The sequence below is a fragment of the Methylotenera sp. genome, assembly GCF_029946165.1.
In the GTDB taxonomy this organism is placed as follows: Bacteria; Pseudomonadota; Gammaproteobacteria; order Burkholderiales; family Methylophilaceae; genus Methylotenera.
Window position 1 is genome coordinate 122024 of record NZ_JAQSDZ010000016.1, and the last position, 13952, is coordinate 135975.

General features: G+C 41.0%; 14 protein-coding genes. 1 reads left to right on the forward strand and 13 read right to left on the reverse strand.

The features are described from left to right. Positions 1-4: 4 nt before the first annotated feature. Genes PSV17_RS09165 through PSV17_RS09180 form a run of 4 tightly spaced genes read right to left on the reverse strand, consistent with a single transcriptional unit; the run spans position 5 to position 4183 of the window. On the reverse strand, positions 5-634 hold the full coding sequence (locus tag PSV17_RS09165) for a uridylate kinase (protein ID WP_300481806.1): 630 nt from the start codon (positions 632-634) through the stop codon (positions 5-7). A 20-nt stretch (positions 635-654) separates the two neighbouring features. Continuing rightward, positions 655-2061 (reverse strand): aminodeoxychorismate synthase component I, encoded by a 1407-nt coding sequence (gene pabB, locus PSV17_RS09170; RefSeq protein WP_300481809.1) that lies wholly within the window; start codon positions 2059-2061, stop codon positions 655-657. An 8-nt stretch (positions 2062-2069) separates the two neighbouring features. Continuing rightward, positions 2070-3140: a hydantoinase/oxoprolinase family protein gene (locus PSV17_RS09175; protein ID WP_300481811.1), complete on the reverse strand. Its 1071-nt coding sequence runs from the start codon at positions 3138-3140 to the stop codon at positions 2070-2072. Then, on the reverse strand, positions 3137-4183 hold the full coding sequence (locus tag PSV17_RS09180; RefSeq protein WP_300481814.1) for an ATP-grasp domain-containing protein: 1047 nt from the start codon (positions 4181-4183) through the stop codon (positions 3137-3139). Before PSV17_RS09180 ends, PSV17_RS09175 begins: the two co-directional genes overlap by 4 nt. Here PSV17_RS09180 and PSV17_RS09185 point away from each other — a divergent pair. Then, complete coding sequence (locus tag PSV17_RS09185) at positions 4183-4890, forward strand: HisA/HisF-related TIM barrel protein (protein WP_300481816.1); 708 nt, start codon at positions 4183-4185, stop codon at positions 4888-4890. The genes PSV17_RS09180 and PSV17_RS09185 overlap by 1 nt on opposite strands. Before the next feature lie 93 nt (positions 4891-4983). Here PSV17_RS09185 and hxlB read toward each other — a convergent pair whose 3' ends face one another. The 9 genes from hxlB to PSV17_RS09230 form a co-directional block, all read right to left on the reverse strand. Continuing rightward, the gene (gene hxlB / locus PSV17_RS09190) at positions 4984-5523 is read right to left on the reverse strand and encodes a 6-phospho-3-hexuloisomerase (RefSeq protein WP_300481817.1); all 540 of its coding nucleotides are present in this window, start codon (positions 5521-5523) and stop codon (positions 4984-4986) included. 189 nt (positions 5524-5712) lie between these two features. Continuing rightward, a complete protein-coding gene (gene hxlA / locus PSV17_RS09195) occupies positions 5713-6345 on the reverse strand; it encodes a 3-hexulose-6-phosphate synthase (RefSeq protein ID WP_013148239.1) in 633 nt (210 codons plus the stop codon). Between the two features lie 220 nt (positions 6346-6565). After that, on the reverse strand, positions 6566-7519 hold the full coding sequence (tal, locus tag PSV17_RS09200) for a transaldolase (RefSeq protein WP_300481820.1): 954 nt from the start codon (positions 7517-7519) through the stop codon (positions 6566-6568). A gap of 210 nt (positions 7520-7729) precedes the next feature. Further along, positions 7730-8581: a triphosphoribosyl-dephospho-CoA synthase gene (locus PSV17_RS09205; RefSeq protein ID WP_300481822.1), complete on the reverse strand. Its 852-nt coding sequence runs from the start codon at positions 8579-8581 to the stop codon at positions 7730-7732. Beyond that, a complete protein-coding gene (locus tag PSV17_RS09210; RefSeq protein WP_300481824.1) occupies positions 8575-9474 on the reverse strand; it encodes a RimK family alpha-L-glutamate ligase in 900 nt (299 codons plus the stop codon). Before PSV17_RS09210 ends, PSV17_RS09205 begins: the two co-directional genes overlap by 7 nt. Positions 9475-9641: 167 nt before the next feature. After that, a complete protein-coding gene (mch, locus tag PSV17_RS09215) occupies positions 9642-10625 on the reverse strand; it encodes a methenyltetrahydromethanopterin cyclohydrolase (protein ID WP_300481826.1) in 984 nt (327 codons plus the stop codon). After that, positions 10612-11721: an ATP-grasp domain-containing protein gene (locus tag PSV17_RS09220; RefSeq protein WP_300481828.1), complete on the reverse strand. Its 1110-nt coding sequence runs from the start codon at positions 11719-11721 to the stop codon at positions 10612-10614. Before PSV17_RS09220 ends, mch begins: the two co-directional genes overlap by 14 nt. Positions 11722-11759: 38 nt before the next feature. Next, complete coding sequence (locus PSV17_RS09225) at positions 11760-12668, reverse strand: methylenetetrahydromethanopterin dehydrogenase (RefSeq protein ID WP_300481830.1); 909 nt, start codon at positions 12666-12668, stop codon at positions 11760-11762. A 54-nt stretch (positions 12669-12722) separates the two neighbouring features. After that, the gene (locus tag PSV17_RS09230) at positions 12723-13739 is read right to left on the reverse strand and encodes a beta-ribofuranosylaminobenzene 5'-phosphate synthase family protein (protein ID WP_300481833.1); all 1017 of its coding nucleotides are present in this window, start codon (positions 13737-13739) and stop codon (positions 12723-12725) included. Between the last annotated feature and the right edge of the window lie 213 nt (positions 13740-13952).

Consider the following 13952-nt stretch of genomic DNA (forward strand, 5'->3'; position numbering starts at 1 on the left):
CTGATTATTTATTGAGCTGCAAGCCTTTTTCTTGCAGCTTCTGCACACTAAAACCTTGCTCAAAAATAGTATAGTCTGCCTTATTCAATGCCCATGCTTGAAAACTCTTATCCGTAGAAAAGTGAACAAATTGACTATCAATCAGTTCATCCTCCACTAGATGTTGCAACTTGCTTGGCGCTTCTTTTTGATAGGTAATTAAAGACTTAGACTTGACTAATATCAAATGCTCCGCACCTAATTTATTGGCAAGCCAAGCACTCAAGCTATCGGATGTCACGTCCCAATTTTGCGGAATACTAGAGTCAGCCAAAACCATTTTGCTGGGTAACCAAATAATTCCGCGATGCTGCCAGCCGCGCTCGGCAATCTCTAACTCACTACTAGCAGTCACCAAGTCAGTATTCAAACCAGCAAGTAATAAACCAAATTGATCCATTGCCAAAAGTGCCAACTGATGGGCAACTTCATCGCTAGTATTTGAAATTTGCTGCGCCTCGCGCACAGCGTTTGCGAACAAGCCACCACCGGGCACAATGACTACTTTACCATCGCCAAATTTCACTACCAGCGCTAGCCAGTGTAACAATTCTGGTGCGCCTAATAAACTACCGCCTAACTTGATTATCAACATGTGATTTCCTCAAAGGCTAGCTAATCCGCAGGTGTAAAAAACCGCATAGTCTTCATCATACTTGAAGCTTTATCCAAAGTTTCATCGAACTCTTTTTCCAAAACAGAATCGGCCACAATGCCGCCGCCAGCATAGAAATTGATTTCGCCAGCGCCATTCTCATCTGTTGAATAGACAGCGGTTCGAATCGCAATATTGGTATCCATATTGCCATCAAAACCAATATAACCAATAGCGCCACAATAAACACCACGTCTGTTGGGCTCTAATTCCTCAATAATTTGCATAGATCTTAATTTTGGCGCTCCAGTAATGGAGCCGCCTGGAAAACAACCACGGAGTAAATCAATCACAGATTTACCTGGTTTTAATATGCCTGTGACAATGCTCACCAGATGATGCACATTAGCAAAACTTTGTAGTACAAACAATTTATCAGCTTTTACAGAGCCGATCTCACAATTTTTGCTAATATCGTTGCGCAATAAATCAACAATCATCAAATTTTCAGCACGGTCTTTAATACTTGCTTGCAAATCATCCGCATATTGCTGGTCTTGTTTCGCATCTTCAGAACGCGGCCGAGTGCCTTTAATTGGCCGCGTCTCTACATGATTAGCCACCACTTGCAAAAATCGCTCTGGCGAGCCTGAAAGTACCTGCAAATGACCAAAGTTCATATAAGCCATAAATGGTGCGGGGCTAATCTCTCTCAATTTATTGTAAGCAATCCAAGCATTTCCATGCGCTTTAGCTGAAAAACATTGCGCTAAATTCACTTGATAACAATCGCCTTCAGTAATATAACGTTTAATCGCGGTAAACGCTTTGGCATACTGGTTAAAATCCATATTGCTGGTGACAGCAGTTGTTAATTCAAAAGTGTCTTTATGTTCTTGATTAACAGGCGCATCAAATAAGGCACACAAATCCGCCCAACCATCACGTGTAGACTGCTGAAAACCATTTGAAACCAAGCAAGCTGTTTTCTCACGATGATCAACCACCACTGCCCAATCGTAAATACCCACCATCATGTGCGGAATAGTCGGATTGGGTAAACTCAAGTTGGGCAAAGTTTCAACTTGCCGCGCTAAATCATAAGCGAAATAGCCAACCGCACCACCGCAAAATGGCAAAGCGCCTTGTGCGGCTTTGTAGGGTGCCAACAATCTATTCAGAATCTCAAATGGATCTTCAGTACTCACTTCTACCTGACCTTGCCGATTAATTTCCGTCTTGGTATGAGTGCCAATTTCAGTGGTAGATACAGTGATGAATGGGTCTGCAACAATAATGTCATAGCGCCCATATTGGCTTTGAGGCTGACCGCTATCAAGTAATATCGCCCATGGTTGATGACTTAAGCGTGCAAATAACTGCGCTGTATTCACTTGATATTTTAAATTGTGTTTAAGCAAATTCATGTCCGCTTCTAATTATTATGGAATGCTAAATAAGCTACAGCATAGGCAGGCAAACAAACTGTTGCCCAATGGTTTAACTCACGCTCGTTAAGCGTTTGTGAGTTAATAATAAAATCTGAGACATTTAGATATGGTAAGTTCATATGCTTAGCAATTTCTCGTGCCAAAAAACTCCCAGCACCAGCCCCTACTATACTTAACTTAGCAGCACTGTTAACGCGCAAACTATGTTTAGTTGCGACCTCTTGCAAGCGCGATAGTTGTTGCTGTTTAAATGCTTGCGCTAACGCTATCCATGTATCTAAAGGCTTATCAACAGCATCGTGCCCTATCATACGTGCAATGCGCTGTGCACTTGCTTGGACAGTCTTTTCCTTACCATCTGCAGTGTCAGTCATATCGTCTTCATCTACTAAATCATGAGTCAAACGATACACATCAGCCGTAGTAGAAAAATATTCTGCAGCAACAGAAGTGACGGTGTTCTCAAACTGAATTTTTTGCGTTAGCGCCATCAGCGGCGTGCGTATCACGCCAGTGTAAACCAACTCCTCGGTCTGCATACGCGCCGCATCGGTTAAGCCCAAGCAAACTGGCTGATGCGCTGTCACCAGAACAAAGTCTGAGGTTGTACTGCCAATATCAATCAACAAGGCATGCTCTACTTGCTTCGCGACAAAACCAGCACTTGCTAACCAATTAGCAGAGGCAATGTGTTGCCAATTGGTATTTACTTTATCAATCGTAACAAATCCTGAAAAATCTGAATCATGTGCGCCTGTATAAAACTGCTTACTACCTACAAGTTTGGCGTGCATTACGCGACTAATTTCATTAACGCCAGTTTGACGATTAGCGAATAAATCGACCAGCTCGCCTGTCATGGTAATTGCATGTGTTACATTAGATATTGGAAATTGACTTAACACATCATCGATGGCAGCTTCTAATTCATTTAAACCTCGCCACAATGCACAAGAGACTTGAAGCACCTGCAATAAGTTACCTTCCGCATCAAGCAAAGCCGCTTTAAGATGCGCCCCACCGACATCCCAGCCTATGATAGGTGATTTTTTCATAATGAAATTTCAACCATGTTTCTCTGCAGCACAGGCATCGTAAACTTGGTATCTTTAATACTTTCTAAAATTAATTTGGCGGGATTATGCCCGATTGCTTTGCGCAAGCCGACATAACTAGTAGTGAGTCGTGGATTAATTTCAACCACATAAATTTTGTCGTTTTCAACATCGACAATCACATCGACCCCTATATAACCAGCGGCGTCTGGCAACATTTTAGCAACTTTTCGGGCGAGTGTTTCAAATCGCTGCCAATAAGCCTGCATGCCGTTTAGTGCAACGCCACTTAGGCTAAACGTATCGGCATCAAAACGAATATGTTGTTCATTACAGCTCAATAACCAGCCCTTACCTGCTCGACATATCATTGATAAGCTCGCAGCAATACCTTGCTGATATGGCTGAACGATGTAGTTTAAATATCGATCATCTTGTTTTAACCAAGCCATTAACTTTTGTAGATTATCAAATATTTTAATGCCATCGCAGCCTGCGCCATCTTCAGGCTTGGCAACCCATCGATTGTGGCTAGATGTTGCTAGAGATTGAACCGCCAAGAAAGCCTCATCTTGTACAAAGTCATCACCAGTTACAGTTGGTATTGTAAATATTTTAGCTTCTTGTAAAGCCTCGTAAGCTAGAGATTTACTGGTGCCAATCAAAGTGGAATCAAACTCACAGCCTAAAAAAACCACATCGGCTTGATAACACAGCTCACTTAATTTTAATAAAGTACCATTAGACTCTGGTGCAATCAGCCAAACCAAATCAACCTGAGTGAGTATATTCTTGAAGTAGTCTTCAAAATTGCTGTCAATTGGCAAGCTGCTTTTGACTAAGGGCGAAAAAGTTAATCTAGCGTCATGTGTAGTTACAATCTCATAACCTTCAAGCTCAATTAAGTCAGCCAGCAAAGCATCACGCATCAATGTACCCTCTTTCACCAGCGAGGCTGGTAAGGCCTCTGCACATAAACCGCCACCAGTGATAAACTCGCATACAAACAGTTTTAACAGCGGCTCTATTTTAGGCGGTTCCATTGAAAGTTATTCCAGTAATCGATGTATTAAACGGTGTAGTAGTTCATGCAAAAAGAGGTGAACGAGCGACATATCAAGCGATACAATCAAAGCTCACTCACTCTTCGAAGCCATTAGATATTGTAGCGGCTTTATTAGATATTTATCCGTTTCAACAGCTGTATATTGCAGACTTAAATGCTATTCAGAAGTTAGATGCTAACTGTGAAAATAATTATAACGTGATCGCTTCAATTAAAGAACGCTACCCGGCGCTTGAGTTGTGGGTTGATGCTGGCATTAGTAACCAAGCCGAACTTATCTTTTGGCAAAAGCTAGATATTCGCTTAATCATCGGCAGTGAAAATTTTAACCAGATAAGCCATTTCACTTCGCTAATCACTCCAGAAAAAAACTATATTTTATCGTTAGACTTTATGCCGCTTGGTTACCAAGGGCCAATTGAGCTTCTTACCAATACACAAAACTGGCCGCAGGATGTCATTGTGATGTCGTTAAGTAACGTAGGCTCGAATAATGGCGTAAATATTGAGTTAATGCGTAATACAATTGCGCGTGCAAAAGGCTTTAATCTAATTGCTGCAGGTGGCATTAGAGATGCCGATGATTTAAATTTGTTAAAAGAAATGGGTGTATGCGCCGCACTACTTGCCACTGCGCTACATCAGAAACAAATTTCAACAGAGCATCTTGAAAGCATCAACTAATAGAGTTTAAACAAAAAGCCCGACAAGTCGGGCTCTTAACAAACAAAAATAATTATTCCAAGTAAATTACAAAGAATAATTAGTCTATGACAATTACTCTAAGTTTGCGTGGATTGCGCGCATACCTTCTTCAGTTAAACCTTTAGCTTCAATTAAATCAGCAATAGTGGCTTCTAAGAATACCAAAGTTGAAAGCTCAAATTGTGAGCCCATTGGCATACCTTTGGTTAGTGGGAAGCTATTATCATTACCAATTTGGATTACTAGATCTGCAACATCAGCCATTGCAGATGATTTCTTCATTGAAACAACGACTAATTTAGCGCCAACAGATTTTGCTTTCTTAACGAATGGCAATAATGTTTCAGTACCGCCTGAACCTGAAACTAATAGCAATAAATCGCCAGCTTTAATTGCTGGAGTGACCACTTCACCAATCATGCTAACGTTGTAGCCTGCGTGTACTAAACGCATCGCAAAGAAACGTGAAACTAATAGTGAGCGACCTGCACCACCGATAAATGTGCGGCCAGCACCTTCAACTAACTTTAAAAGCTCAGCTGCTTTAGTGTTGTCTGTTTCAGACAGAATGCTAGTTAATTTGTCTAAAATTAATTTTTGACTGCTACTCATGATTTTTTCCTCAATTATTCAATGGCTGAAATTTAGCCAGATCTAGTGATTAAGCTAGGCAGTTTTAATAAACTGCCTAGTTAATTACTTTATTAAAAAAAATCCCGACTCGGTAAAGAGTCGGGATTTTTTAATTACTCATTTCAATAATTACTTATTGAGTTTGGTTAATTAAAACCAAGCTTAAACTTAAGCGTGAGCAATAGCTGTGATTTCAGCAGCAGAAGCAGCAGGATCAGCAGCACCGTAGATAGCAGCACCAGCAACAATGATAGTTGCGCCAGCGTCACGTACTTGTGCAGTTGTAGCAGCTTTAACGCCACCAGCAACTGAGATTTCAACGCCTAGGTTCAAAGCAGCAACCAAAGCTAAGTCAGTGAATGGTGTTTGACCAGCAGCTTGTTGATCTAAACCAGTGTGAACGCCAATGATGTGCGCGCCAGCAGCAGCAACTTCTTTAGTTTTAGCAGCTTTATCAGCAACGTTGATCAAGTCAACTTGAGCTTTTTTGCCGTATTTGTTAGCAACATCGATTACGCCTTTGATTGTACCGATATCAGCACAACCTAGAACTGTACAGATGTCAGCGCCAGCTTTGTAGAATGGCTCAGCTTCGTAGAAACCAGCATCCATTGTTTTTAAGTCAACTAAGATTTTGTTGTTTGGGAATTTAGCGCGTAAAACTTCAAGCAATTTAACACCGTTGTGTTTAATGCAAGGTGTACCAATTTCAAGAATATCAACGTGTGGTGCAACTAATGTTGCTAATGCCACTGTACCGTCAAAATCTAATGAATCTAAAGCCATTTGTGTTAATGCCATGGTGTTTCTCCGTTTAATAATTTTTTAAAATCTTACTAATTTATTGCTATTTTAGAAAAAAACTACATTTCTCCCTTGTTTAAGGCTGAAATGCCATTTAAAACTATAATTTTTTTACTACACTAAAAACTGGACACTTATAGTAAATGTCTAGCAAATATAAGTCAATTCTAAACTTGCAACATTACAGTCAAATTACAAAATTTAGAATTTGACTAAATTACAATTTTGCGCTTAAAGCAGCCTCAAGTTTGTTTTGATCCGCTACAAAGCCACGAATACCTTCTGACAATTTCTCAATTGCCATTGCATCTTGGTTTAATTCAAAACGGAATTCAGCTTCAGTCATTTTTGCTGGGGCTGCTTTAGTCGCGCCAGTGTCTTTCAACATTTGTACTAAAGTACCTTCTGTTGCTGCCAAATCTTGCAATAAGTTTGGTGAAACAGTTAAACGATCACAACCAGCCAAAGCAATCAACTCACCAGTGTTACGGAATGAAGCACCCATTACCACTGTTTTGTAGCCATGCTCTTTGTAGTATGCGTAGATTGCGCGCACTGAAACCACACCTGGATCTGTTTCTTGTGTGTATTCTGTTGTTGGGTTTTTAGCTTTGTACCAGTCTAAGATACGACCAACGAATGGTGAAATCAAGAATACGCCAGCTTCAGCACATGCGCGCGCTTGGCCGAAACCGAATAATAACGTTAGGTTACATTGGATACCTTCTTTTTCAAGAATCTCACCAGCTTTAATGCCTTCCCATGTTGATGCTAATTTAATCAACACGCGGTCTTTGCTGATGCCTGACTCTTCGTAAAGTTTGATCAATTTACGGCCTTTAGCCACCATTGCATCTAAATTGAAAGACAAACGTGCATCAACTTCAGTTGAGATACGACCTGGTACTTCTTTAGAAATCTCAGCACCAATCAACACCGCCAATTTATCAGCTGCACTGTCAATTTGTTCTGCTTTAGTACCGCCTTGTGCTTTTGCATAAGCAATCGCGTTTTCAATTAAAGGTGCGTATTGTGGCAATTGGCTTGCTTTTAAAACTAAAGATGGGTTAGTTGTTGCATCCACTGGTTTAACTGCTTTAATCGCTTCTACATCGCCTGTATCGGCCACGATAGTTGTGATTGCTTTGAGTTGGTCTAATAAATTTGCCATTGATTGCCTCCTGAAAATTATTTGAAAGTATTCTTGCTTTTCAAACCAGTTAATTAGGCAAGCTAATTAAATATTTGAAAGTCCTGAAGTCATGCATAAAATCTAGTGCAAGATTATATCTTAAAATCTTAGCGCTGTCGTTATAAGCGCTGTTTGAATTAAGTCATTATCGATAACAATTTTGGTTTAATTGCTTGAGAGCCCTATATCTTACTCGATATTACTCGTCATTATGCAAGCGACTGTTAAATCTGCGCTAGTTCCAGGATTTATACTGCGAGCCTTTAAAGAAGCATCCCAAGCCAAAAGATGCTTTTGTACCAACTTGGGATTTTCAGTTTCCCAATAAAGAGTTTGTATGTCTATAGCTTCTTGCATCACTACGTTAGCTAATGCTTCACCGTATTTACGAACAACATGACTATCTAATTGCCTTGCTAAGTAACCTAAATACAAAGCTGTAGTGGCCCATGCTTGATTATTCCACTTCTGCATCGCCTTATTGTAATGAGGCAAACCAAACTCAAATATATCGGAGAAAGCATGGGCATATTGCCATGCAATGCGGTCTTTATGCTGCGCAGAAGCCATCATCTCAAGTAGGCTAACACTTGAGGCTTCATGAACATCATTCGCGTTCGACTTGCCCAAACCTGCGGGATTTGCCAGCACTATCGCTTGCGCAGTTAAGTTAGCATCTTCTATTGTTAGTTGATTTAAAATGAAACCTAGACGCTGCTGTAAACTTAGATTTTCATCTTCGATGTTCTGATTAACATATAAAGCCGCATGAATCAAAGGCGCACACAATAAAATAATACCTAAATTGGTGTTCATCCCTACGGCCATTTGCGTGGCTTCTACTGATTGAAATATCCTTTCACCCAAACTTAAGTTCGATTGAGCTATTATTGTCGCTGAGGCATCAGCGCTCTTGATAAAATCATGTATCGTCATTCCATGACCGTCTGCAAAAACATGCACATTGCCTGGCTTTAATGCTTCTAGCTCAGTCAAGCAGGCGTTTCGATAAGCTTGCGCTAATTTTGCTGAAGTCAGCATAATTGAGCCTTTAACTTACACATAAAATCATCTACTAACAATTGTGCAATATCAACCTTAGACACACTCTGCAATCCTTTCCATGCGGGCACACTATTAACTTCCAATACATAATACTCACCCGAGATTGACTGAATAATGTCAACACCACAATAATCAATATCAAGCGCTAAAGCGGCTTGTATGGCTAGCGCAGTCATCTCGTGACTATCGTCTAGCTCAACCCCTTCACAGCGACCGCCTGCCGCAACGTTGTTAACCCAAGTACTGCCTACGCGCTTCATGGCGGCAACTACTTTGCCATGAATGACAAATACACGGTAATCATGAGGTGCATCGCCTGTTTCAATAAACTGCTGGAGATAATAGACGCCATCCACAAATTGCTGCATGGGTACAGGCAAGGTTTCGCTGTCCAATAGCTGACGAACTCCCAAGCCTTGTGAACCAAACAAAGGTTTTAATACCAACGTTTGATTATTTTGTTTGGCCGTTTGACGAAAGCTTTCAACTTGCGCTTTGTATTCACTCACCCAAGTTGCGGGTGTAGCAACACCATTTTTATGTAATAAAAAGCTTGTCATCGCTTTATCTACGGTGCGCTCTATTGCTTTTACATCGTTATAGATATTGACGTTGAGCATAGACAACATGTGTAAAACATTTAAACGTGTAATCACTTGCTGCATGGTACCGCCTGATACACCACGGACAAAAACCGCGGCAGGCAGTGTATCAAAATGGGGAATTTCGATGCTAGGCTGAGCGCCATTTAAATTGATGACACAGTCTTGCAAAGAGACGTAAATAGCTTCTACATTATGTTTAGCAAAAGCTTCTTTTAAACGCGCGCCATGCCAGCCTGGGTCATCAGTAAAGATTGGGATTTTCAAAATAAGGGCACTTCTATAAATACATTCTTTGGGAGGATTACGTCGTTGCACGGTACTCGCAACCTCGCTGTAAAACACATACTATCTTGGCTTCTGCGTTCCGTGCGCCTAGTACTGCATCCCAAATAATACATTTACAGAAGCAGCCTAAACTCACACCATAAAAATTAATCTCCGAATGATAGCGCAATTAACTCTGCGTTTAATTGACCTCCCTCAAAAACTTTGCCTGTTTGTAGATTCGCGACAGTCACTTTAGCTGGGCTAAATAACATGGCATCAATTTGATAAAAATCCATATTGTAAAACTTAAAAACTTGCGCGAAAGTTTTGCCATAATCTTTAGATGAGCTACTTGGTAAATTCAAAGCTAGCTCTGCAGCAGCAGCGTCATCACAACGCACCTGCAAACTTACTTCACCACCAAATAGAATCGCATCATTGGTGCGCCCCATCGCAGTCATAAAGTCTTTAGAGACTGGCGGCAATACAGCTACAGCTGAACCACTGATAATATTTTCTAAAGGAAAATGAATAGTATGTGCTTTGTGAAGCGCTACTTCTAAAACACGACCCACGATTTGTACAACGCCAGCAATACTGGTGGTTGGCGTGAGAATAATAGTAAGATTTTCAGCTGAAACTTGTGTATCACGAACAATTTTGTCTATGACTTCCAGAGGCGGAATCTTGTCAGTTTCCAGCACAATGCAAGTACTATCTGCAGCATCTTTATAGGCTAACTCTTTAAATAAATCTTCACGCTGCGCTAACGCTCTTGCAGGGCCAGAACCTAATGAGAAGAATTTTTCATGGCTCAACGCCCAACCTGCATATTGACTTGCTAAACAAGCTAATACTGGTTGATTTGACGCCACTGCAATCGCCTCAGTGAAACCAGCAAAACGATTGTCTGCTTGCAAGCTGACTTCACCTAAGCCGCCCATACAAATTTCAGCAATCAAGCGCCCTGCTTCTGCACAGCCAGCATGCTGAATCCCTGCATCGACAATCGTACAGCCAGAGTCATGAATAGATACCCCTAGTTTCAATACATCGGCCTGCGCCAGCAATTGCGTCACAATAAGGTTAGCACGTTGATTAACGCTAATTGGATTAACACTTAGATTCGTCGTATCACTTTGAGTCATGAAGCAGTTCCCTCTTTAATATTTTAGTTTTTTGTAATACTAATTGCTGTGCAACTAAAGCATCTTGCGCTTCCGCAAACACAGTACAAATAGGTTCATTCTTAGCAATGTTAATGCTCTTGTTTTCAAAATTCGGTATATCTGCAACCCATTTTGGCCAGCTAAAGTCCACTGGGATATTTAGCGCCTGTTCCGCATATACAATCAATTCTGCTTTAGATGTACTCTTTTTAGCTAGGTGGAACTCGTTCGCTAGCTCTTCAAAATCGCCAGCACTTGCTTGCATATGCACTTGTAGCAAATTTGGATAAAGATGAAAAGTCGCACTTAGACGCGGGTTCAATTCTAATATCCATAATTGATCGCCATCAAGCACAGCATCCAGGCTATTAATACCCTTTAAACCCAATGCAGCCGTTAATTTTTCAGCAACCTCAATAAATTGCTGCTGCACCTGTCGAGGCAAATCAACATTGCTAACGGCACCAGCAAAACGATAAGGCAACTCAGCTATAGGCGCACTAAACTGTTGATTAAAACCTATCGCTTTCGCAACTTTTCCATCTGCAACAAACAACAACGAAACAGCCACGCCTTCAATTTTTCGCTGAAAATAATCATTTATTTTGTACATTGAAGCTGGCTTTACATGCATTCCACCAGTACTAAATAAACTTTTCGCCAGCCAATTCTCAACATCATCTGGCGCGTTTAAACGCACCTCAGGATGCACAATATTCAAATCATCTAATAATCTAAAGAAGTCAAAGCCTCTTACTAACTGCAATGTTTCAGCTGAGTTACCTATCACCTTTACCTGTTCAGCAACCCATTCTAACAATGCAGAATTTGTATCAAACAGGCTGCCGTAAATAAAGTAACAATTACTGTCTATCTCTATTTGCGAGAACTGATGCTTAAAATCCGCTTCATCAACACCCTTTTCGTCAAACTTAATCTTAAAACATTGTTCTGCAAACGCTTGTGTATCAGCGTCAGCAAAAGCATCTAATGTAACCACACGGTAAGTATGCTCATGTGCTGCTTGCGCATACCCACGTGCCGAAATCGCCGCAATAATAAGCTTTTCTTTCACGCTATAAAATTTAGGCAGTTAACTATTAATGTAGCTAGTTAACTTAAACTACGCGCCATTTCAAATGCCGCCATAAATTCTAAATAGCAGGGCTTGTCAGCTGCGAGCATTTGTTTAAGCAGATTATGCTGGGTTGTGTATTTCAAATTACCAATCGCTAATGCGCCAATTCCAACAACTTGGGTGCCTTCAACTGAAGTACCTTCAATCATCACGCCATCTGCCATCACATCTACGCCCTCTGCACCTGTCGGAGCTACAGCATTCACATCTGCAATCACTTTTAAGGTTTTAGACTCTGCAATTTGTTGAATGGTGACCACGCGAATTCCAGCTGCAGCCGCACACAACACAACATCGGCAGTGTTTACGATGGCTTGTTTTGCATTTTCATTAGTACCATCGGCAAAGCCGATTCGAGTACCATAACGCTGATTGTAACCATCGGCTTTTTCACGCACTTCTTCCACTGTTTTGTGCCCAACCAGAATAGCCTCTGCACCTAAATTCGCCGTAATAACCGCTACACAACCACCAACAGGGCCAGTTGCGCCAAATATGGCAACTCTCTTACCTGCTAAATCTGTGTGAAAATGTTTTTTTAGTTGCAATTCCACCTTAGCGACCATTGCTGCTGCGGTAGTAAAAGCGCCTGATGGATCGGCCAATACGGAAATTTCGAAAGGTGAAAACATGGATTTTTCTGCTGCGCGTAGCATATCCATGGCTAAATCAATATCGCGCCCACCTATGAATATCGATTCACGCTTAATGCCAGAAGGACTTCGTGAAAAAATCGCATCTTGCGTTAAACCAACCACCTCATTAAGTGCAACGTTTGTGTAAGGAATCACTTGGTCAAAACCGGCATCTATAGCCATGTTCACATCAAACGGGCTGGCATTTTTTGCCGCAGTGATTAAATGTAAAATACTATCTTTTTCCATGATCTCAGTTTCTCTAAAAAATTTTGGTGCGTTTATTTAATCTGTGAGTACTCTTTAAGCTGTGAGTACTTTAGAGCCGTTATTGTTGGCACTACATATTTGCCATATTAAGTTAGGTTCAGTAAATTTCATTTTAAGTTGTAACATGTATTTCTGTGCCAATTCTTCACTTTCAAATACAGCGAATCCAGTGGGTCCCCAGGAACTTTGCCCATAGCATGCCACACCCAAAGCTTCCAAATGCTGCAAAACTGCACCTACATACTTGCTAGCATAACGCCCACCTTGGGCCGGTGCAAAATAATCTCCAACATGCATTTGTAGCTCTCTAATACTATAGCCAAATGCGGTCAAATCTTTCTCCACCATTGCTGGCATTGCCTGCATCAAAACGCTGCGACATAAATGTGCCGCTATGTTTTCCGGGAAAATAGGCAATGTTTTAAATGCTGCTAACTCTTCTTCACCATGAATACCTGGCTGATGATTATCCAGTATTAACAATATTCGCCAATCTTCTGGAAAATCATAACGCGCGATTAATGGCGGAGCCTTTAGAGCGGTCATATTAACTGAATTTAACTGCATCTTACTTGCAAGTGAACTAGGCACAGGAGAAACTCGGCCACCATCAATTAACAACCCTCCGCAATCAAACGCAGCAATACCGATGCCTGAGCGACCACCACGGCCGGTTAACTCAGCTATTTGTGCCGTATTTAAATTCAAACCATATAATCGGCTAATTGCAGTACCTATCGTTAATGCAAACTGCGTACCAGAGCCCATGCCAGCATGTTCGGGGATCGTTTGTTTAATATCAAGATTCACTGCACTAGTAAGATTAAGCTTAGAAATCAATTGGCGCGCAATCTTTTCAGCACGAAGACTTGCAAAACCGCTAACGCTTAGCTTTTCAGAACGCATCGCAGATAACTCAATACCAGGCGTAGCTAAGCTTAAGCCTATGCTCCCAAATTTACGTCCCAAACCGCCATGCAAGTCAAAAAAACCCATATGTAATCGAGCAGTGCTCTTAACAGTAATTTCGGTAAAGTTAACTAGTGACATAACTTTTTCATCAGTTCATTTTTCTTGTTCATTCAGGTGTTAGTGTAAACTTCATGCATCATCAATGCGCGTACATTTTAGCTGACAGTCATGAATTTTGGTGTATAAAGGCTAGTATCAAAGAAACTTTTTAGCTGCAAGCGCTTATTTTCAGGTGACAGCGCTGCGTTATTTAGGCAAAATGACACCTAAATATTAAACCAAACTAATCCT